Here is a 20,189-nt window from a genome sequence, read left to right as displayed (position 1 = left end):
AAGCCTCATTGTTTCAGCTTCGCTTGCCGCTTGCGGCGACCTTCGGGAGCCCAGTCAAGAGCACCGACGCGCCATAGGTAGACAAGACCTGCCAACAGAATTGCTATGAAAACGAGAGCTTCGACGAATCCGGTCCAGCCGCTTTCGCGGACGGACACAGACCATGCAAAGAGAAAGAGGGCTTCGATATCGAAGATCACGAACAGCATCGCGACCAGATAGAATTTGGCGGACAGGCGCAGGCGGGCGCTGCCGACGGGCAGCATGCCGGATTCGAAGGGTTCGTTCTTGGCGCGACCCCAGGCCTTGCTACCGAGCAGGCTGGACAGGCCGAGCATGAAGGCACACAGGCCGACGACACCCAGGAGGAAGATGGCAAAGCCCCAGTTGTGGGCGATGAGTCCTGCCGAATCGGACATGCTTGAAATCCTTATACAGAGACCCAGCTCTGCAGTCTGAAATAAGTAGAGCGGCGACGCAGTGTCGCTGATGCAGTGACCAAATGTCGCAGCTGAATCAATCGCGCTGATTTTATGGGTAAACCCACGGCAAGTAAAATTTCCAGAGCAAAATTATTCGTAGGATTAAGAACAAAAATCTTTCGTAAATCGCTGAAAGCCTTGAATTTCGGGCATTGCACGCGGTTTTGTTAATTATGTTTCTTGCCTGGCGTAACGAGTGGTCAATTTAATAATGATAATTAATATCATTTGGCTGAGCTGCTGTTTACTTTCGCCTCTGTTACCTGCCTAGTTCAATTCACAATCTTGTCACTTGCAAATGAGAAAAACTCTCGTTCTAGCAGTTAAGCGCTTGCCGTGCACCGCGCTGGATCAATGGATGGGTGAATGATGCAGTGATGGGCGTGGTGGGCGCAGGAGGGCGAGCGGGCGCGCGCTGTGCTTCTTTATAAGAGAGGGCATCGAGGCGTTGGCTTGGACGGGGCATGGGCGGTCCTTGCTGGCTGTGCTGCCTCAAGCATAGACCTGATCCCGGGATTTGCCCGGGGCCTGATTTCTTGGCTGCCTCTCGCCCGATCCGCAACGCAGGGTCGCGCCGGCAGCGCGCCAGCGCGCAAGGCGTCGAGGCAGACAAAAAAGGCCCGGGGCTTTCTCAAGCCCCGGGCCTTTTTTCAACAGCCTGCGGTCAGTGGAACTGCTCTTCCTCGGTCGAGCCGGTCAGTGCGGTCACCGACGAGGCGCCACCCTGGATCACGGTGGTCATGTCGTCGAAGTAGCCGGTGCCCACTTCCTGCTGGTGCGCCACGAAGGTGTAGCCCTTGCTGGCGTCGGCGAACTCCTGCTCCTGCAACTTCACGTAGGCGGTCATGTCGTTGCGGGCGTAGTCGTGCGCCAGGTTGAACATGCCGTGCCACATGTTGTGGATGCCAGCCAGGGTGATGAACTGATGCTTGTAGCCCATTGCCGACAGCTCGCGCTGGAACTTGGCGATGGTGGCGTCGTCCAGGTTCTTCTTCCAGTTGAAGGACGGCGAGCAGTTGTACGACAGCAGCTGGTCCGGGTACTCCTTCTTGATAGCTTCGGCGAAACGACGGGCTTCGTCCAGGTCCGGCTTGGCGGTTTCGCACCAGATCAGGTCGGCGTAGGGTGCATAGGCCAGGCCGCGGGCGATGGCCTGGTCGAGGCCGGCGCGCACCTTGTAGAAGCCTTCACGGGTACGCTCGCCGATCACGAATGGCTGGTCGTACGGGTCGCAGTCGCTGGTCAGCAGGTCGGCGGCGTTGGCGTCGGTACGGGCCAGGATGATGGTCGGTACGCCCGACACGTCGGCAGCCAGGCGGGCGGCGACCAGTTTCTGCACCGCTTCCTGGGTGGGTACCAGGACCTTGCCACCCATGTGGCCGCACTTTTTCACCGAGGCCAGCTGGTCTTCGAAGTGCACGCCGGCGGCGCCCGCTTCGATCATGTTCTTCATCAGCTCGTAGGCGTTGAGCACGCCGCCGAAACCGGCTTCGGCGTCGGCCACGATCGGCGCGAAGTAGTCGATGTAGCCTTCGTCACCTGGATTCTTCCCGGCCTTCCACTGGATCTGGTCGGCGCGGCGGAACGAGTTGTTGATGCGCTTGACCACGGTCGGTACGGAGTCGACCGGGTACAGCGACTGGTCGGGGTACATGGACTCGGCCGAGTTGTTGTCGGCGGCAACCTGCCAGCCCGACAGGTAGATGGCCTGGATGCCGGCCTTGACCTGCTGCACAGCCTGGCCGCCGGTCAGGGCGCCCATGCAGTTGACGAAATCTTTTTCCGGGCGGAAAGAGGGGTGGGCACCTTCGGTGACCAGCTTCCACAGTTTCTCGGCACCCAGGCGGGCCAGGGTGTGCTCCGGTTGCAGGGAGCCACGCAGGCGAACGACATCGGCGGCGGTATAGGTACGGGTCACGCCTTTCCAGCGCGGGTTTTCGGCCCAGTCTTTCTCGAGGGCTGCAATTTGCTGTTCGCGTGTCAGTGCCATGGAAATAAACCTCGTCGCATCGATCTTGAGTGTAGTGGTGCGGATGCTCAGGGCGCGGAATCAGAGGCCTGGCGGCTGTCCTGTCCGGGGGAGTGCGAAGGCGAACGGGGAAGGCTCGAAGGGGAAGGGGGGTGCAGTCCAGGCGAAGGTGTGCCCTGCAGTGTCGGCTCGTGGTTGCCTGGCTGCGGTGCGACGCGGTTGCCGGTGCTGCGGTGATGCGCTTCCGTCCCTCGGGACAACTTCTTCGTTGCAGTCGCAATCCCGTCGAACCGCCTTGTGGGCCGTATAGACACAGGACGCCTCCAGAGGTGTGAGGAGGGCGTCCCGAAGGCCCTTGCCAGGGCCCCTGATTAGCGGGAGCGAGGCCATCATGCCCTTGGCGAAAAGAGCCTGTCAAATGTTTTGTAGTGCTTTTTTCGGCTTACTACATCTTTGGTCTAATGCGACTGTCCGGTCAGTTTCAAGGCCTTTGGTCGAGGCCTTGAAAGACCTGGGATCAGTCGAGAAGGTCGACTTTGACGCGCAATGTCATGTTTTCACCGCGCTGGGTGCTGTACGTCAGGGCCGAGGGGCTGTTTCCGGCCTGGCTCTGCTGGTTGTACCCCGCCAGGGTGATCCACTCGCCGAGCCTGCCCGAGACAGTCGTGTCGGTGCTCTGAACCTTCACTACATCCTGGCGTTCCTGGCTCATTCGATCATTATTGGTGCTTATTTGCAGACGAACCGTTTCACCGCTGACACTCGGCGTGACGTAGAAACCCTGGGTGACGTTGCGGTATTGAGTGTCGCTCTGCAGGCGTCCGTAGCCGTCGGTGGAGGTGCTGGTGATGGGGATGCTCTGGCCGATCTGGATCAGTGCCGGCTGGCCTTCGCTGGCCTGGATCTGCTGCAGGCCGCCTTCACGGTTGCTGGTACCGTACTGGATGACCCGGGCGTTGCCGTGGTTGTCCTGGAAGTTGCTGTCGTCGTTGTCGACACTGATCAGCAGGCGCTTGGGTGCGGTATCGAGCTGTTGCAGCAGGGCGCGCAGGTCGTCGATGCGCTCGCGGCTGGCGTTGACGATCAGCTTGTTCTCGAAGGCGCTGACGGTTCCGTCCTTGCCGAGGAACGACTGGGCGGTGGGCAGCAGTTCGGCGCTGCTGCGATGTTGCAGCGGCACGACTTCGGTGGCCGCCTGGGCGGTGAGGCTGGCGGCCAGCAGCAGGGCGGCGATGAGGGGGCGTAGCGGCATGTCCGTGGTCTCCGCAGGTTGAATAGACATGATGGCAAATTTGTCAGCATTGTGCCGGGTCTGGATCACAGGGATTTGAAATGTACGGTGCGGCAGTGGGGGTGTGGGCCCGCAGACTGCAGTGAGCCGCTGAACCATCGCCTGAGCGCAGGGGTCGCAGCACAAAGACCCTTGCAGACCCTTATCCATGAAGCGCTACCTAACTTTGCTGCTGCTTGCTCTTGGACAACATGCCATCGCCGAGCCGCGCATCCAGCAATTGCAGCGCTGCGGCGATGTGCTGTCCGACGCCCCGCAGCACTGGTGCCTGCGCGCGCAGGGCCTGGAGCGCCAGGCGCCGCAGGTGTGGCTGGGTGACCGGGCCTTGCCTGCCAGCGCCGTGCAGCGCGACGGCGATATGCTCAAGTTCACGCTCGACCGGCCCGGCCCGAGCGCTCCCTTGTGGCTGCAGGCCGGCGAGCAGAGAAGCAATCCGGTCTGGCTGACCCGCCAGCGCAGCCATGTGGTCGCCGCGGCCCCGCACGAGGTGGCCAGGAACATGGACGGCCTGACCACCTACCTCGATCTGGTCAGCCTGCTGATCGAGGAAAAGTACGACGGGCGCGTGCAGGCACAACGCATCGCCGACAAGTATGGTGCGCAGGTGGTGGGGGCGATCCCGCCGTTGAATGTCTACCAACTGCGGCTGCCGGTGCGGGATCTTGTGCAGCGCGATGCGATGATCCTGCGCATGGGCAGCGAGCTCAGCGTGGATGCGGTGATCGTCGAGGAGTCGGCGCCGGAACGAGGTGAAGAAGGCGAGGGCGGCAAGGCTACGCCCATCGACCAGGCCGATGAGTGGGCAGCCAATCGTTTCACCGATGCCCTGTACTACTACCAGCGCCGGGTCCCGGCCTCGGACGTGCCTGTCCAACCCGTGCGTGTTGGCGTCATCGAGCGTGAACTGGATTTCGACGCTCCACCCTTTCAGTTCTACCGCGGCGCTTGCAAGCCAGGACAGACCTGCCTTTACGGCCGCGATGGCGTGCACGCGCAGAGTCACGGCAGCCATGTCGCCGGTATCCTGGCCGGGCGCGGGGAGGGGGCGGCAGGTGGGTTTCTCAGCGGTCTGGGCAAGGCCAGCCCCGGGTTCGAGGTGATCGTCGAGCGCAACTCGGATGCAGGCATCACCGCCAATATCGCTGCATCGGTCAACCTGGTCGAGGACGGCGTGCGGGTGTTGAACTGGAGTTGGGGCATCCACCGCGTCGGCGCCAAGAGCGTGGAGGGCGACGAGGTCGATTCACTGGTGCGTTCGGGGTTGGCCATGAGTGGCTACGAGGAACTGCTCGAGGAATTCTTCCTGTGGCTGCGCAGCAAGCACCCCGATGTGGTGGTGGTCAATTCCGCTGGCAATGGCTCGTCGTGGTCCGGCACCGATGAATACCGTCTGCCATCGTCGTTCGTGACCGAGCAGTTGCTGGTGGTCGGCGGGCATCAACGCAGCGAGCGCGACACCTCGGTGGAAGATCCGCAGCATGTGGTCAAGCGCCGCAGCTCCAACGTCGACATGCGCGTGGATGTCAGTGCCGCGGCCTGCCTGCAACCTGCCGATGCCGGCAAGCCGCACTGCGGCACGTCCTACGCGACGCCACTGGTGGCCTCGACGGTGGCGGCGATGTTGTCGATCAACCCGCAGCTTACGCCCGAGCAGGTGCGCATGTTGCTGCGCCGCAGCGCTCTGACCATGGGGGTCGAACAGGACTTCGAGGCGATGGATGCCGAGGACCTGACTGCGCCGATCCTGCCGTCGGAACGCAATGGCCGACTCAATGACCCGGACCTGGGGCGTTCTGCACGGCTGGACATGCAACGCGCGCTGGATCTTGCGGTGCAGAGCCGGGAGCGGGTGCGCTGAGCAGCGCTGCGGTGGCCGCTGTCAGACAAATTCCGTAACATCGCGCCCTTCGATTGCGCTTCTGCCCGTGTGCCGGGTGCTCCCCCAGCGCACCCGTGCGCTGTCGCCCTGACTGGACATTCACAGGACCTACATGAAACCCGCCCGACTTCGCGCCGACGTCCTCGCTGGCCTGACCACTTCCTTCGCCCTGGTGCCCGAGTGCATCGCCTTCGCCCTGGTGGCGCACCTCAATCCGCTGATGGGCCTGTACGGCGCCTTCATCATCTGCACCCTGACCGCGCTGTTCGGTGGGCGTCCGGGGATGATCTCCGGTGCGGCCGGCTCGATGGCCGTGGTGATCGTCGCGCTGGTCGTGCAGCACGGTGTCCAGTACCTGCTGGCCACGGTATTGCTCGGGGGGCTGGTGATGGTCCTGTTCGGCGTACTGCGCCTGGGCAAGCTGGTGCGCCTGGTGCCTTATCCGGTGATGCTCGGCTTCGTCAACGGCCTGGCCATCGTCATCGCCATGGCCCAGCTCGAGCATTTCAAGCAGGGCGAACACTGGCTCGGCGGCACCCCGTTGTTGCTGATGGTCGGGCTGGTGGCGTTGACCATGCTGGTGGTCTACGTGCTGCCGAAACTGACCCGCGCCGTGCCGCCCGCACTGGTGGCGATCCTGGGTGTGGGCCTGCTGGTCTACCTGCTCGACCTGCCGACCCGCACCCTTGGCGACATGGCGCACATCGCCGGTGGCCTGCCGCAGTTGGCCTGGCCGCAGGTGCCGTGGAGCCTGGAGACGCTGAAGATCATCGCGCCTTATGCCGTGCTGATGGCCATGGTCGGGCTGCTGGAGACCCTGCTGACCCTCAACCTGACCGACGAAATCACCGAGAGCCGCGGTTTCCCTGATCGCGAATGCGTGGCCCTGGGTGCGGCCAACATGGTGTCGGGGCTGTGCGGCGGCATGGGCGGCTGCGCGATGATCGGCCAGACCGTGATCAACCTCAGCTCCAACGGGCGCGGACGCCTGTCAGGTATCGTGGCCGGGGTGATGATCCTCCTGTTCGTGCTGTTTCTGTCGCCGCTGATCGAGCGTATTCCGCTGGCGGCGCTGGTCGGAGTGATGTTCGTGGTGGCCCAGCAGACCTTCGCCTGGGCCTCGCTGCGGGTATTGCACAAGGTGCCTAAAAGCGACGTGCTGGCGATCATCGCGGTGACGGTGGTCACGGTGCTGACGGACCTGGCCACGGCGGTGCTGTTCGGCATCGTAATTGCCGCTGTCAACTTTGCCTGGCAGCACGCTCGCGAACTGTATGCCGACAGCCATGAGGACGAGCAGGGCGGCAAGGTCTACCAGGTGCATGGCACCTTGTTCTTCGCCTCGACCACGCCGTTCCTCAACCAGTTCGACCCTGCGCAGGATCCGCATAGCGTGACGCTGGACTGCAAGCACCTGAGCTTCGTCGACTACTCGGCCATCGCTGCCTTGAAGACCCTGCGCGAACGTTATGCCAAGGCGGGCAAGCATCTGCGTGTGGTGCACCTGTCGGAACGCTGCAGGAAGCTGTTGCGGCGGGCAGGGGAGCAACATTGAAGTTCGGCGTTGGCGGGGTCGACGCCATCGCGGGGCAAGTTGCAGCGGTGCTTCGCCGCTGCAACTTGCCCCCCGATGAAATCGCATCAGGCGAAAACGCTGCCTGAGCTATTCCCCCCGGTTCTTCTTCACGATCCCATCGGCAATGCTCGCCGGCGCCTCGGCATAGCGGGTGAACTCCATCGAGAAGCTCGCCCGGCCCTGGGTCATCGAGCGCATCGAGGTGGCATAGCCGAACATCTCGCCCAGCGGCACTTCGGCGCGAATCACCTTGCCGGCGGGCGTTTCGTCACCGTCCTGGATCATCCCGCGACGACGGCTGAGGTCGCCGAGAATGTCGCCCTGGTATTCCTCGGGCGTTACCACCTCGACCTTCATCACCGGCTCCAGCAACACCGCGCCGCCTTTTTGCGAGAGCTGCTTGGTGGCCATCGACGCGGCGATCTTGTAGGCCATCTCGTTCGAGTCGACGTCGTGGTAGGAGCCATCGAACACGGCGGCCTTGAGGTTGATCAGCGGATACCCGGCCAGTACGCCGTTCTTCATCTGTTCCTCGATGCCCTTCTGGATCGCCGGGATGTACTCGCGTGGCACCACGCCACCGACGATCTCGTTGACGAACTCCAGGCCTTCCTTGCCCTCGTCGCCCGGAGCGAAGCGGATCCAGCAATGACCGTACTGGCCGCGCCCGCCCGATTGGCGTACGAAGCGGCCCTCGATCTCGCAGGTGTTGCGGATCTTCTCGCGGTAGGCGACCTGCGGCTTGCCGATGTTGGCTTCGACATTGAATTCACGGCGCATGCGGTCGACGATGATGTCCAGGTGCAGTTCGCCCATGCCGGAAATGATGGTCTGCCCGGTCTCCTCGTCGGTGCGCACGCGGAACGACGGGTCTTCCTGGGCCAGTTTGCCCAGGGCGATGCCCATCTTCTCCTGGTCGGCCTTGGTCTTGGGTTCGACCGCCACCGAAATCACCGGATCAGGGAAGTCCATGCGCTCGAGGATGATCGGCTTGTCGATGTCGCACAGGGTGTCGCCGGTGGTGACGTCCTTCATGCCGATCAGCGCGGCGATGTCGCCGGCGCACACGTCCTTGATCTCGGCGCGCTGGTTGGCGTGCATCTGCACCATGCGGCCGATGCGTTCCTTCTTGCCCTTGACCGAGTTGAGCACTGCGTTGCCCGAGCTGAGCACGCCGGAATAGACCCGGGCAAAGGTCAGGGTGCCGACGAAGGGGTCGGTGGCGATCTTGAAGGCGAGTGCGGAGAAAGGTTCCTTGTCGTCTGCGTGACGCTCCAGGTGCTTGGCTTCGTCGTCGGGGTCGGTGCCCTTGATCGCCGGGATTTCACTGGGGGCGGGGAGGTAGTCGATCACTGCATCGAGCATCAGCGGCACGCCTTTGTTCTTGAACGAGGAGCCGAGAATGGTCGGCACGATTTCGTTGGCGATGGTGCGCTGGCGCAGGGCAGCCTTGATCTCGTCGATGCTCAGCTCCTCGCCCTCGAGAAACTTCAGGGTCAGCTCGTCGTTGGCTTCGGCGGCGGCTTCGACCATGTGCGCCCGCCATTCATCGGCCAGTGCCTGCAGTTCGGCGGGGATCGGTTCTTCGCGGTAGCTGGTGCCCTGGTCGGCGTCGTTCCAGTAGATGGCCTTCATCTTCACCAGGTCGATCTGGCCGATGAAGTTTTCTTCGCTGCCGATGGCCAGCTGGATGGGTACAGGGTGGTGGCCCAGGCGCTGGTCGATCTGCTTCACCACGCGCAGGAAGTCCGCACCCTGGCGGTCCATCTTGTTGATATAGGCCAGGCGCGGTACATGGTACTTGTTGGCCTGGCGCCAGACCGTCTCGGACTGTGGCTCGACGCCGTCGGCGCCGCTGAACACCACCACCGCGCCATCGAGCACGCGCAGCGAGCGCTCCACCTCGATGGTGAAGTCGACGTGGCCGGGGGTGTCGATGATGTTGAAGCGGTACCTGTCGGCGAACTGCTTGGTCGAGCCTTGCCAGAAGGCGGTGGTCGCGGCCGAGGTGATGGTGATGCCGCGTTCCTGCTCCTGGGCCATCCAGTCCATGGTCGCGGCGCCGTCATGGACCTCGCCCATCTTGTGGTTGACGCCCGTGTAGAACAGGATGCGTTCGGTGGTGGTGGTCTTGCCGGCATCGACGTGGGCGACGATGCCGATGTTGCGGTACAGCTCGATGGGCGTTGTGCGGGCCATGGCGGGTCACCTGCAGGTGAGGATTCTCCCACGGTAGCAGACCGGGGAAATCCTGCCGTGCCGCCGGGCTGTCAGTCGGCCTGGGCCTGCAGCATCCAGATGCCGTCGACCTCGCGGGCCAGGCCGCTGGCCGGGAGCAGGGCCAGCAGGCGCTCGTGCAGGGCTGCGTCGGTGAAGGTGCGCAGGGTATCCAGGTCGAGCTGGCCGAGCAGTGGCAGGTCGTTCCTGGTGTACGACAGCCAGGCTTTCTTCAGCGCCTGCAGCACGTCGCTGCCAGCGGTGTTGGCAAAGCGCCGGTGCGCCGGACGGCCGTCGAACTCGAAGGTGTGGCGGTGGCTGTAGCTGCTTTCGTCGCCGCCCAGCTCGATGCAGCGGTGGCAGCGGCAGGGGCCTTCGCCGAAGGCGTTGCGCAGGTAGCTGTTGAAGTCCACGACGGGCTTGAGGGTCAGGCGTTTGTCGACCTCGAACAGGTCGGCGATCAGGGGTTCTTCGGCGCTCACGTGGTGTCCTCGTCTGGTGTGGCGTGCATCGCCCGGCACCCTAACAGATCGGGGGGCGCAGATCACCTGTTGCCGGCCGGGCGTGCTGGCGGCCAAGTAGAGACAACCGCGGTCGCCTGCCGTACTCTACGCGCCCACACGACCATCCACCCCGAGGTAACTTCGCTTGAGCACCCAGTATCCCTACACCGCCACCGTGACCGTCAGCGCCGAAGACCGCGGCGGCGACGCCGAGGCCTCGGAGAACCCCGGCATGCGCGTCGGCCTGGAGGCGGTGACCGAGACGCTGAAGAAGGTGCATTTCGTCGGTACGCTTGCCGCGCCCGAAAAACCGGCCACGCACATCTGCGTCACGCTGGAGAACGGTCTCACCTACTACGGCCCGATCGTCAACGGTCACGCCGAACTCGAAGGGGGCTGGATTGCCTTCGAGTCCGACATGCTCACCCCTGAGGAACTGGGCCTCTGATACTCAGTCCAGTTCGGCCAGGCACTGCTCGAGCACGTCCAGCCCCTGCTCGAGCACCTCGGCCTCGATGGTCAGCGGTGCGAGCAGGCGAATGATGTGGCGGGCCTTGCCACTGGGCATCAGCAGCAGGCCGCGGGCGCGCGCTGCCGCCATCACCTTGGCCAGGGCCGCAGGCGCCGGGCTGCCGTCAGCGTCGACCAACTCGATCCCGCGCATCGCACCCACGCCAGTCAGGCGCCCGAGGTAGCGGCACAGCCCGCGGGTCTTCCAGTGCTCGAAGCGGCGCACGATGGCCTGCTCCTGGCGCTCGCCCCAGGTGGCGATGTTGTCGTCGCTCATCTGCTGGAGGCTGGCCAGGGCAGCGGCGCAGGCAATGGGATTGCCCGAGTAGGTGCCGCCCAGGCCTCCCTTGGGCAGCGCGTCGAGCAGTTCACGTCGGCCGACCACGGCGCCGAGCGGCAGGCCGCCGGCGATGCTCTTGGCCAGCAGCAGCAAGTCCGGCTCGATGCCCAGGCGCGGGAAGGCGAAGCGTTGGCCGGTACGGCCGAAGCCGGACTGGATCTCGTCGATGATGATGAGGATGCCGTGCTCGTCGCAGAATCGGCGCAAAGCCTGGGCGAAGGCCGGGTCCAGGGCCAGGAAGCCGCCTTCGCCCTGCACCGGCTCGAGAATGAACGCGGCCACGTCCTCGACCGCGATCTCGACGCTGAACAGCCGCTCCATGGCCTTGAGCGCCTGCTCGCAGGTCACGCCGGTGTCGGCGCTGGGGTAGGGCAGGTGGTATACCGGCCCTGGCAGCTCGCCGACCCGCTGCTTGTAGGGCGCCACTTTGCCGTTGAGGTTGAGGGTGGCCAGGGTGCGGCCGTGGAAGCCGCCGTCGAAGGCGATGATGGCGCGTTTGCCGGTGGCGCCGCGAGCCACCTTGAGTGCGTTCTCCGCCGCTTCTGCGCCGCTGTTGGTGAGCATGCCGGCCAGGGGGTAGCTGACCGGGACGAACTCGCTCAGGCGTTCCATCAGTGCGAGGTAGGGAGCATGGGGCGCGGCGTTGAAGGCGTAATGGGTCAGGCGCGCGGCCTGCGCCTGGATCGCCTCGACCACCGCCGGGTTGCAATGGCCGAGGTTGAGCACGCCGATGCCGCCGACGAAGTCGATGTAGCGCTTGCCGTCGGTGTCCCAGACTTCGGCGTTGCGGCCGTGGGAAAGCGTGATCGGGTGAACGATGGCGATGGACTGGCTGATACTTTCCTGATTCATGGGCACGCGGAACCTTGTTCGAATGTGCTGCTATCCAAGCGCGCCGGGTGCATGTTCGACAAACGAATTATTCGATTGGGGTCATTCCCTGGATTCTCGATGTTTGGGGACAGCAGCTTCGATCAGGCCGCTTGCTCCACCCGTTCGCGGATCCATTCGACGAAGGCCCTGACCTTGGGCACTTCGGCGGCGTGCTCGGCATGGGCCATGAAGTGCCGGCCATTGCTCGCCACCGGGTGGTCCCAGGGCACCACCAGCTTGCCTTCGGCGAGTTCTTCGGCCACCAGGTAGCGCGGAATCAGGGCGATGCCGCAGCCGGCAATGGCCGCACGGATGCACAGGTAGAAGGTGTCGAAGCGCGGACCGTGGTAGCTGTTCTGGCTGTGCAGGTCCAATCCCAGGAACCACTCGTGCCAGGCTTCGGGCCTGGAAGCACATTGCAGCAGGCGATGCTCGGTCAGCGACTGGGCGCTGTCGAAGCGGTGCGTCTGCAGCAGCTGCGGCGCGCATACCGGCAGCACTTCTTCGCTGAACAGCTCGATGCAGGTGGCGCCCGGCCAGGTGCCCTGGCCGAAGAAGAAGGCGATGTCGGCCTTGGCCTGGACCAGGTCGAACGGTTCCAGTTCGTTGCGCACATCCAGGTGGATACGCGGGTAGCGTTCGCCGAAACCCTTGAGGTGCGGCACCAGCCAGCGCGCACCGAAGGTCGGCTGGGTGGCGATGCGCAACACTTCGGTTTCATCGCCATAGCTGAGGATGTAGCGGCTGGAGATGTCGATCTGGGTGAGGATCTTGTTCACTTCGGTGAGGTACAACGCGCCGGCCGGGGTCAGGTGCAGGCGTCGGCGGATGCGCTGGAACAGCGGGTGCGACAGCATGTCCTCGAGTTGCGCGACCTGCTTGCTCACCGCGCTCTGGGTCAGGTGCAACTCCTGCGCCGCACGGGTGAAGCTCAGGTGACGGGCGGCCGCCTCGAAGCACTGCAGGGCGGTGGTGGAGGGCATGAGGCGTTTGGACATGACGGGTATTACCAGGCAGAAAAAAGAGATTACTCATTCCGAAACGGAATCATGTGCTTCGAAAAGGTCGTTTGTTGAACAACACCCCTAGATTAATACTGACCTGTATCAATGATTACAACCTGATATCGCAGCAGACGAAGCACAGCCTTCTTCGAGTGGGCCGTTATTGCCGGCTTGACGGTTGCGGTCTGTCCACCACCGTTGTGCCGAGCCTCCGATCAACGTGCAGTGTGCTGAACAGCCGGTTACCATCGGTCGACCATCCTTCCCATTCCAACAAGCAAAGGAAGCGCATGAACGAGCAAGGACTTTCCCTCCAGCAACTCGCCGCCCCCGATGGCACCTGCTACGGCTGCGGTTGTGCCCACGCCAGCGGCCTGCACCTGCAAAGCCACTGGGACGCCGATGGTGTGCACCTGGTCTGCCGACACTCACCGGACAGCAGCTTCATCGGCTGGCCGGGGCTGGTCTACGGCGGTCTGCTGGCCATGCTGGTCGACTGCCATTCCAACTGGACCGCCATGGCCTGTCACTACCGTGCCGAAGGGCGTGAGCCCGGCAGCCTGCCGCGCATCGATTGCGTGACCGGCAGCCTCGGACTGACCTACCTCAAGCCTACGCCGATGGGGGTCGAGCTGTTGCTCAAGGCCAGGGTCGAAGGCGAGGTCGGGCGCAAGACCCGGGTCGTCTGCGAGGTCTGGGCCGGTGACGTGCTGACGGTCACCGCCGATTCGCTGTTCGTGCGGGTCGATACCGAAAAGCTCATGCAGCAGGCCCACGCGCGCAGTTGAGCGATACGTCGGCGCGGTGCTGCGAACAGGTCATGGTCAAACTTCGGCGTTGGATCTAGAGTGGGGATTCCTTCGCATCCGGAGCCGACCATGACCGACCTGTCTGCATTTGCCGTTACCCGCAAGTGGCCCGCACAGCATCCCGATCGCCTGCAGCTCTACTCCCTGGCCACGCCCAACGGCGTCAAGGTGTCGATCATGCTCGAAGAGATCGGCCTGCCGTACGAGGTGCACAAGGTCAGCTTCGAGAGCAACGACCAGTTGACCCCCGAATTCATCTCGCTCAGCGCCAACAACAAGATCCCGGCGATCCTCGACCCCAACGGGCCGGGTGGTCAGCCGTTGCCCTTGTTCGAATCGGGGGCGATCCTGCAGTACCTGGCGGAGAAAAGCGGCAAGCTACTCAGTCAGGACCCGGCCCAGCGCTACCAGACCCTGCAATGGCTGATGTTCCAGATGGGAGGCATCGGGCCGATGTTCGGCCAGGTCGGGTTCTTCCATTTCTTTGCCGGCAAGGACTACGAGGACAAGCGACCTCGTGATCGCTACATCAACGAGTCCAGGCGCCTGCTGGGTGTGCTCGACCGTCAGTTGCAGGGGCGTGAGTGGGTGGCCGATGACTACAGCATCGCCGACATCGCCATCTTCCCCTGGGTGCGCAACCTGGTGGACCGCTACAACGCCCGTGAGCTGGTGGGCTTCGAGGCGTTCACGCAGGTCCAGCGGGTGTTGGCGAATTTCCTCGAGCGCCCTGCGGTACAGCGTGGCTTGAAGATTCCCGGGTGATCGGGTCGGCTGCGAGCCGACGGCCATGCCGCAGGAGGTGGTGATGATCTGCTGCAAGCGCGCATACGAACCGGTTTTACCGGAAGATGGCCGGCGTGTGCTGGTCGATCGGCTGTGGCCCCGCAACCTGCGCAAGACCGAGTTGCATGCCCAGTGGCTGCGCGACGTCGCCCCGTCCACTGAATTGCGCAGGGCCTTCCATGGCGGCGAACTGGACTTCGCCGACTTCTCCCGACGCTATCAGGCTGAGCTCGCCGCCCATCCCGAACACTGGTACCCATTGCTGGACCTGGCGGCCCAGGGCACCTTGACCTTGCTGTATGCCGGCAAGGATACCGTGCACAACAATGCGCAGGTGCTCGCCGACTGGCTGGAGGACGAACTGGAGCGGCGTGGTCCCGGCAGTTCGCCAGTGTGCTATGACCACCCCTGATGGCAGCGATGCGCTGATGGAGACGCTGGCGCTGGTTGCGGCCAGCGACGCCCACCGCACCTTCGCCCGTGACCTGACCCGGCGCGCCATGCTCCCGTACTACCGCGAATTCGACCTGCTGTGGATCGAGGAGGCGTTCGACCAGGCATGGGGCTGGCGCGAGCAATGGCTGGTGAAGGAGGGCGAGCGGGTGCTCGGGTTCTGCAGCCTCAGCCAGGACCGCCAGGCGTTGTTCATCCGCGAACTGCACTTGCTGCCCGAGTATCGCGGGCGTGGTGTCGGGCGCTGGGTGCTGGAGCAACTGGCGGCCTGGGCGGCGCAACGACGTCTGCCGCTGCTGCGCCTGATGGTGTTTCGCAGCAACCCGGCCAGGCAGTTGTACAGGCGGGCGGGGTTCGTCGAAATGGGCGAAGACGGCTGCTTCGTGCGCATGCAGCGTAGTATCGGTCGGTCCGCAGCGAAGGCTTGAGCCCGCATGTTCGGGGGTTTGTAGGCACAGGCTCAGACAAGTGGCGCAATGGTGGCTTGTATTGGTTGGATCCAATGTGCATAGTGCCAACTGAATTCATGGCTATTCGCCCGGGTGCTGGAGTGCGCTCGGTGATATCTGATCGAGAAGGGAAGGGAGTCTTATGAAAGGATTCGGCCTGCGTCTGAGGGAAGAACGTGAACGTCTGGGCCTGACCCAGCGTGTGTTCGGGGATATCGGCGGTGTGGAGCCCAACGCCCAGGGCAAGTACGAGAGCGGTGAGCGCACACCACGGCTCGATTACCTGGCGGCTCTGGCAGCCAAGGGCGTCGATGCCCTGTACGTGCTCAGCGGCTTGCGCACGCCTGCACCGCTGGAGAGCCTCAGTGGTGACGAAAGCCGTCTGCTGGGCATTCTGCGTCAGTTGACCTCGGCGGACCGGGCGGCTGTCAGGCACCTGCTCGCACGCCTGGCGACAGAGACCGAAAGCCATGACAATGGCCGCTTGCGCAGGAGCGACCGACAGGCGCATTTCAATGACGTTTTGCGTTAGGTTCGCGATGAAATTTTTTGTTAAGGTGGCCGGATCCAATCGCCCCCACGACGAGGTGTCTGCTTGATTAGGGTACTTGTGGTCGATGATCACGATCTGGTGCGTACCGGCATCACGCGCATGTTGGCCGATATCGATGGCCTGCAGGTGGTCGGCGAAGCGGACTCGGGCGAAACGGCCCTCAAGCTTGCCCGTGAGCTGAAACCGGACGTGGTCCTCATGGACGTCAAGATGCCCGGGATCGGCGGTCTGGAAGCCACGCGCAAATTGCTGCGCAGTCACCCCGACACCAAGGTGGTGGCGGTGACCGTGTGCGAGGAAGACCCATTCCCCACGCGCCTGCTGCAGGCCGGTGCCGCCGGTTACCTGACCAAGGGCGCCGGGCTCGACGAAATGGTCCAGGCGATTCGCCTGGCCTTCGCCGGACAGCGCTACATCAGTCCGCAGATCGCCCAGCAACTGGCGTTGAAGTCGTTCCAGCCCCAGGGCTCGCCATTCGACGCGCTGTCGGAGCGGGAGATCCAGATCGCATTGATGATCGTCGGCTGCCAGAAAGTACAGATCATCTCCGACAAGTTGTGTCTGTCCCCCAAGACCGTCAATACTTACCGTTATCGGATCTTCGAAAAACTCTCGGTCACCAGCGACGTGGAACTGACGTTGCTGGCCGTTCGCCACGGTATGGTTGACGCAAGCCTGTAATCCCTCATGTCCCAACTCTTTGATGCCAGCGCGTTCCTGGCGACCTGCAGCGGTCGCCCGGGCGTGTACCGGATGTTCGACGCCGAGTCCCGGTTGCTTTACGTGGGCAAGGCCAAGAACCTCAAGAAGCGCCTGGCCAGCTACTTCCGCAAGGCGGGCCTGGCGCCGAAAACGGCTGCCCTGGTGGCCCGTATCGCCCAGGTCGAAACCACCATCACCGCCAACGAGACCGAGGCGCTGCTGCTCGAGCAGACGCTGATCAAGGAATGGCGTCCGCCCTACAACATCCTGTTGCGCGACGACAAATCCTACCCGTACGTGTTCTTGTCTGACGGTGATTTCCCACGCCTGGGTATCCATCGGGGCGCGAAGAAGGCCAAGGGCCGGTACTTCGGCCCTTACCCGAGCGCCGGAGCGATCCGCGAGAGCCTGAGCCTGCTGCAAAAAGCCTTCTCGGTGCGCCAGTGCGAGGACAGCTACTACGCCAACCGAACCCGCCCGTGCCTGCAGTACCAGATCAAGCGCTGCAAGGGGCCCTGCGTCGGCCTGGTCACGCCCCAGGAGTACGCCGAGGACGTGCGCCACTCGGTGATGTTCCTCGAAGGCCGCAGTCAGCAACTGGGCAACGAGCTCAATGCCGAAATGGAACAGGCGGCCATGGCCCTGAACTTCGAGAAGGCTGCCGAACTGCGTGACCAGATCGCCTTGCTGCGCCGCGTGCAGGACCAGCAGTACATGGAAGGCGGATCGGGTGATGTCGATGTGATCGCCGCCTTCGTCAACCCCGGCGGCGCCTGCGTGCACCTGATCAGCGTGCGCGGTGGGCGGGTGCTGGGCAGCAAGAACTTCTTCCCGCAGACCGGCATCGAGGAAGAGGTGGCCGAGGTGATGTCGGCGTTCCTCTCCCAGTACTACCTGGGCAACGCCGAGCGCGAGTTGCCGGGCGAGCTGATCGTCAATGTGGTCCATGAAGACTTCGAGGCCATCAGCGAGGCCGTGCAGACCTTGCGCGGCCGTGAACTGACCATCAGCCACCGCGTGCGCGGTACCCGCGCGCGCTGGCAGCAACTGGCGGTCACCAACGCCGAGCAGGCGCTCAATGCACGCCTGGCCAACCGCCAGCATATGGCAGCGCGCTTCGAGGCCCTGGCGCAGGTCCTCAACCTGCCGGAAGTGCCGCAGCGCCTGGAGTGCTATGACATCAGCCACTCCAGCGGCGAGGCCACCGTCGCTTCCTGCGTGGTGTTCGGCCCCGAAGGCCCGCTCAAGTCCGACTACCGCCGCTTCAACATCGAGGGCGTGACCGCAGGCGACGACTACGCCGCCATGCAACAGGCGCTCTCGCGTCGCTTCGGCCGGATCAAGGACGGCGAGGGCAAGTTGCCCGACGTGCTGTTGGTCGACGGCGGCAAGGGCCAGTTGAACATGGCGCGCGAGGTGATGCAGGAGTTGGCGCTGAGCGACCTGACGCTGCTCGGCGTGGCCAAGGGGGTGACCCGCAAGGCCGGCTTCGACACCCTGTACCTCAACGACGCGGCCCACGAGTTCACCCTCAAGGGCGACTCGCCGGCACTGCACTTGATCCAGCAGATCCGTGACGAGGCGCACCGGTTTGCCATTACCGGCCACCGTGCCCGCCGTGGCAAGGCTCGCCGGACGTCGAGCCTGGAGGATGTTGCCGGGGTCGGGCCGAAGCGCCGTCGTGACCTGCTGAAACATTTCGGCGGCCTGCAGGAGCTCAACCGCGCCAGTGTCGACGAGATCGCCAAGGCACCGGGAATCAGTAAAAAGCTTGCCGAGTCGATTTATGCCAGCCTGCATAGCGAGTAGAATGCCGGGTTCAACTCGCAGCCAGTCGTACCGATGAATATTCCAAACCTGCTCACCGTTCTACGCGTCCTGCTCATTCCGATCTTCATCCTGCTGTTCTACGTGCCTTACCACTGGAGCTACGTAGCCGCCAGCAGCGTGTTCGCCATCGCCGCCGCGACCGACTGGCTCGACGGCTACCTGGCCCGTCGCCTGCAGCAGAGCACGCCGTTCGGCGCGTTCCTCGATCCGGTCGCCGACAAGCTGATGGTGGCCGTGGCGCTGGTGCTGCTGGTGCAGGTGCACGCCAACTTCTGGCTGACGCTGCCCGCTGCGGTGATCATCGGCCGCGAGATCGTGGTGTCGGCGCTGCGCGAGTGGATGGCCGAGCTGGGGGCGAGGGCGCATGTGGCGGTGTCGAACCTGGGCAAGTGGAAAACCGCGGCGCAGATGCTCGCGCTGGTCATCCTGCTCGGCAACCCACCGGTGCTGACCTTCTGGGTCGGGCTCGGTTACGCACTGTTGCTGGTGGCGGCGGGGCTGACCCTGGTATCGATGGTGCACTACCTGCTGGCCGCCTGGCCGCACCTGCGCGAAGGCTCGGAACAGAAGTAAAACTTTTTTTGAATCAAGGGGTTGACCTTCCCTGGCAGTTCGCTAGAATGGCACCCATCACGACGCGGGAATAGCTCAGTTGGTAGAGCACGACCTTGCCAAGGTCGGGGTCGCGAGTTCGAGTCTCGTTTCCCGCTCCAAATATAGATCTACAGAGTTCCATGGGAGTTTGTAGATCATTGAAAATAGACGCTTCGGCGTCTTTTTTCGTTATTTTCAAAGCCATCCGTCGGTTCTGCTGTCAATCAATAAGCCAGCCCGGATTACCCTCGACCAAGGTGCCGCCATGGCTGGTGGTGTCTCCCTCCCTTGCTGCCGGTTGGTCCTCGATGATCGTGCAACCAGCACCGGTTTCGATGACCGCGCCACAACTTATCCGGTCGCCGACGCGTGCTATTGCCCTGCCATTCACGAATGCTGCGCTTGCGCCTGTTTCTACGGTACCTTCGCCATGGATAGGGCAACTATGACGATGGCCTACGAGTACGACGGGTTTCATTTCCGCTTTCCTTTTTTTGGTTGAACAGAAGCTTGGTCGAAGGCCTCTGGCGGAGGCGGTGCTGCCCGGACATTGAAGAGCCGACACACGCCATACCAGCAGAGGGCGAGGCCGAGGTTGTAAGGGAACAACACAGCCCAGAACGGCAGTTGCCAGTTTTTCTTGCCCTGCATTTCTCCGGGCTCGCCGGTTCGCCAGGGGGCATAGTGGCGCCAGGCTTCTGCCGGGGTCAGGCAGATGGCATGAAGCGGCCGGTGCCACCAGTTGGGTTCGCCGGGAGGAGGGAGTTTGGCAGGGCCGTGGTTCATGAACTCGCGAAGGTATTCCCAGACTTCGGCGACGTGTGCGATGTCAGACTCAGTAGGTTCGTTGCTATCGACCCATAAGCAGTCTTTTTGATGCAGGCTGCCATCCTCTCTAGGTGGGGCGAAGGCGAGTGCATAGCTGGTGCTGAAGGATGAGCCGCCGAATTCGGTGCGTTTAAAGACGCCGCCGTGGACCTTTTTCCAATCAAAGACTATAAGTTTTCTGCCACGTTGGTAGTAGATTTTCTTGGTTGAGCAGTTGAAGTAAAATCCGGAGAGGTTCCTTATAAAATAGATCCGGTAAAGCAGGAAGGGGAGAAAAATTAAGGGTAAAATTGTCATCATGGCTATGAAGGCAAGGTTGAGGATGTCGATGTTTAATAATTTTATTGATAGTAACTCTGGGTAGACAGCAATCATTCCTCCGAGGATTAGTGCGGTATAAATTTTCCCCATAAATACGGAGTCTGTTACCCATGGGTTTCGTAAGCATAATGTGTTATTATACAAATTTACTAGTTGTCCATTAATTGCAGCTTCATTTCCGGATTTTGCGTTTATACTAAACATCCATTTAACTGTCATG

The 20,189-nt window shown here is 63.0% G+C and carries 20 protein-coding genes and 1 tRNA gene; 12 read left to right on the top strand and 9 right to left on the bottom strand.

Translation table 11 applies throughout. The features are described 5' to 3' along the window. Positions 1-5: 5 nt before the first annotated feature. The 3 genes from AC1TXO_RS16270 to AC1TXO_RS16260 all read right to left on the bottom strand — a co-directional run bounded on the left by AC1TXO_RS16270 (position 6) and on the right by AC1TXO_RS16260 (position 3,703). Positions 6-419 carry an NADH-quinone oxidoreductase subunit A gene (locus tag AC1TXO_RS16270; protein WP_003251427.1) on the bottom strand — a complete coding sequence of 138 codons (414 nt, stop codon included), beginning with the start codon at positions 417-419 and terminating at the stop codon, positions 6-8. A gap of 727 nt (positions 420-1,146) precedes the next feature. Next, entirely contained in the window at positions 1,147-2,472 is a 1,326-nt protein-coding gene (aceA, locus tag AC1TXO_RS16265; RefSeq protein ID WP_012315229.1) for an isocitrate lyase, read from the bottom strand. Positions 2,473-2,968: 496 nt separating this feature from the next. Beyond that, the gene (locus AC1TXO_RS16260; RefSeq protein WP_486402709.1) at positions 2,969-3,703 is read right to left on the bottom strand and encodes a secretin N-terminal domain-containing protein; all 735 of its coding nucleotides are present in this window, start codon (positions 3,701-3,703) and stop codon (positions 2,969-2,971) included. Positions 3,704-3,890: 187 nt separating this feature from the next. Here AC1TXO_RS16260 and AC1TXO_RS16255 point away from each other — a divergent pair, with 187 nt between their 5' ends. Then, positions 3,891-5,600: a S8/S53 family peptidase gene (locus AC1TXO_RS16255; RefSeq protein ID WP_486402708.1), complete on the top strand. Its 1,710-nt coding sequence runs from the start codon at positions 3,891-3,893 to the stop codon at positions 5,598-5,600. Positions 5,601-5,733: 133 nt separating this feature from the next. Next, the gene (locus AC1TXO_RS16250; RefSeq protein ID WP_486402707.1) at positions 5,734-7,176 is read left to right on the top strand and encodes a SulP family inorganic anion transporter; all 1,443 of its coding nucleotides are present in this window, start codon (positions 5,734-5,736) and stop codon (positions 7,174-7,176) included. Between the two features lie 108 nt (positions 7,177-7,284). On the opposite strand, the gene fusA is transcribed toward AC1TXO_RS16250, so the two are convergent. Both fusA and AC1TXO_RS16240 read right to left on the bottom strand, forming a co-directional pair. Continuing rightward, positions 7,285-9,396, bottom strand: a complete 2,112-nt coding sequence (gene fusA / locus AC1TXO_RS16245; protein WP_486402706.1) for an elongation factor G — start codon at positions 9,394-9,396, stop codon at positions 7,285-7,287. A gap of 71 nt (positions 9,397-9,467) precedes the next feature. Then, entirely contained in the window at positions 9,468-9,896 is a 429-nt protein-coding gene (locus AC1TXO_RS16240) for a hypothetical protein (protein ID WP_486402705.1), read from the bottom strand. Positions 9,897-10,062: 166 nt separating this feature from the next. On the opposite strand from AC1TXO_RS16240, the gene AC1TXO_RS16235 reads away from it, so the two are divergent. Then, positions 10,063-10,365 carry a hypothetical protein gene (locus AC1TXO_RS16235; protein WP_486402704.1) on the top strand — a complete coding sequence of 101 codons (303 nt, stop codon included), beginning with the start codon at positions 10,063-10,065 and terminating at the stop codon, positions 10,363-10,365. Positions 10,366-10,368: 3 nt separating this feature from the next. Here AC1TXO_RS16235 and AC1TXO_RS16230 read toward each other — a convergent pair whose 3' ends face one another. Both AC1TXO_RS16230 and gcvA read right to left on the bottom strand, forming a co-directional pair. Further along, complete coding sequence (locus tag AC1TXO_RS16230; RefSeq protein WP_486402703.1) at positions 10,369-11,619, bottom strand: 2-aminoadipate transaminase; 1,251 nt, start codon at positions 11,617-11,619, stop codon at positions 10,369-10,371. 122 nt (positions 11,620-11,741) lie between these two features. Then, positions 11,742-12,638, bottom strand: a complete 897-nt coding sequence (gene gcvA / locus AC1TXO_RS16225; RefSeq protein WP_486402702.1) for a transcriptional regulator GcvA — start codon at positions 12,636-12,638, stop codon at positions 11,742-11,744. Positions 12,639-12,934: 296 nt separating this feature from the next. Between gcvA and AC1TXO_RS16220 the strand changes: the two genes are divergently transcribed. From AC1TXO_RS16220 to AC1TXO_RS16180, 9 genes are all read left to right on the top strand, one after another. Beyond that, positions 12,935-13,432, top strand: a complete 498-nt coding sequence (locus tag AC1TXO_RS16220) for a PaaI family thioesterase (protein WP_486402701.1) — start codon at positions 12,935-12,937, stop codon at positions 13,430-13,432. 90 nt (positions 13,433-13,522) lie between these two features. Next, entirely contained in the window at positions 13,523-14,218 is a 696-nt protein-coding gene (locus AC1TXO_RS16215) for a glutathione S-transferase N-terminal domain-containing protein (RefSeq protein ID WP_486402700.1), read from the top strand. A gap of 43 nt (positions 14,219-14,261) precedes the next feature. Next, the gene (locus AC1TXO_RS16210; RefSeq protein ID WP_486402699.1) at positions 14,262-14,651 is read left to right on the top strand and encodes a DUF488 domain-containing protein; all 390 of its coding nucleotides are present in this window, start codon (positions 14,262-14,264) and stop codon (positions 14,649-14,651) included. Then, complete coding sequence (locus AC1TXO_RS16205; protein WP_486402698.1) at positions 14,638-15,120, top strand: GNAT family N-acetyltransferase; 483 nt, start codon at positions 14,638-14,640, stop codon at positions 15,118-15,120. Before AC1TXO_RS16210 ends, AC1TXO_RS16205 begins: the two co-directional genes overlap by 14 nt. Before the next feature lie 163 nt (positions 15,121-15,283). After that, positions 15,284-15,673, top strand: a complete 390-nt coding sequence (locus AC1TXO_RS16200; protein ID WP_486402697.1) for a helix-turn-helix domain-containing protein — start codon at positions 15,284-15,286, stop codon at positions 15,671-15,673. A gap of 63 nt (positions 15,674-15,736) precedes the next feature. Then, on the top strand, positions 15,737-16,375 hold the full coding sequence (gene gacA, locus AC1TXO_RS16195; protein WP_486402696.1) for a response regulator transcription factor GacA: 639 nt from the start codon (positions 15,737-15,739) through the stop codon (positions 16,373-16,375). 6 nt (positions 16,376-16,381) lie between these two features. Beyond that, entirely contained in the window at positions 16,382-18,205 is a 1,824-nt protein-coding gene (gene uvrC / locus AC1TXO_RS16190) for an excinuclease ABC subunit UvrC (protein WP_486402695.1), read from the top strand. 33 nt (positions 18,206-18,238) lie between these two features. Beyond that, a complete protein-coding gene (pgsA, locus tag AC1TXO_RS16185) occupies positions 18,239-18,799 on the top strand; it encodes a CDP-diacylglycerol--glycerol-3-phosphate 3-phosphatidyltransferase (protein WP_486402694.1) in 561 nt (186 codons plus the stop codon). Positions 18,800-18,863: 64 nt separating this feature from the next. Next, positions 18,864-18,939 (top strand) — tRNA-Gly (locus AC1TXO_RS16180). 101 nt (positions 18,940-19,040) lie between these two features. On the opposite strand, the gene AC1TXO_RS16175 is transcribed toward AC1TXO_RS16180, so the two are convergent. After that, positions 19,041-19,298, bottom strand: a complete 258-nt coding sequence (locus tag AC1TXO_RS16175) for a PAAR domain-containing protein (protein ID WP_486402693.1) — start codon at positions 19,296-19,298, stop codon at positions 19,041-19,043. Next, positions 19,295-20,188, bottom strand: coding sequence for a DUF6708 domain-containing protein (locus AC1TXO_RS16170; protein ID WP_486402692.1), 894 nt, complete (start codon positions 20,186-20,188; stop codon positions 19,295-19,297). Before AC1TXO_RS16170 ends, AC1TXO_RS16175 begins: the two co-directional genes overlap by 4 nt. Between the last annotated feature and the right edge of the window lies 1 nt (position 20,189).

The sequence above is a fragment of the Pseudomonas sp. FA117 genome (genome assembly GCF_057370475.1).
The sequence above is the reverse complement of the archived record's forward strand: the minus strand, read 5'-3'. Positions and strand labels throughout refer to the sequence as shown.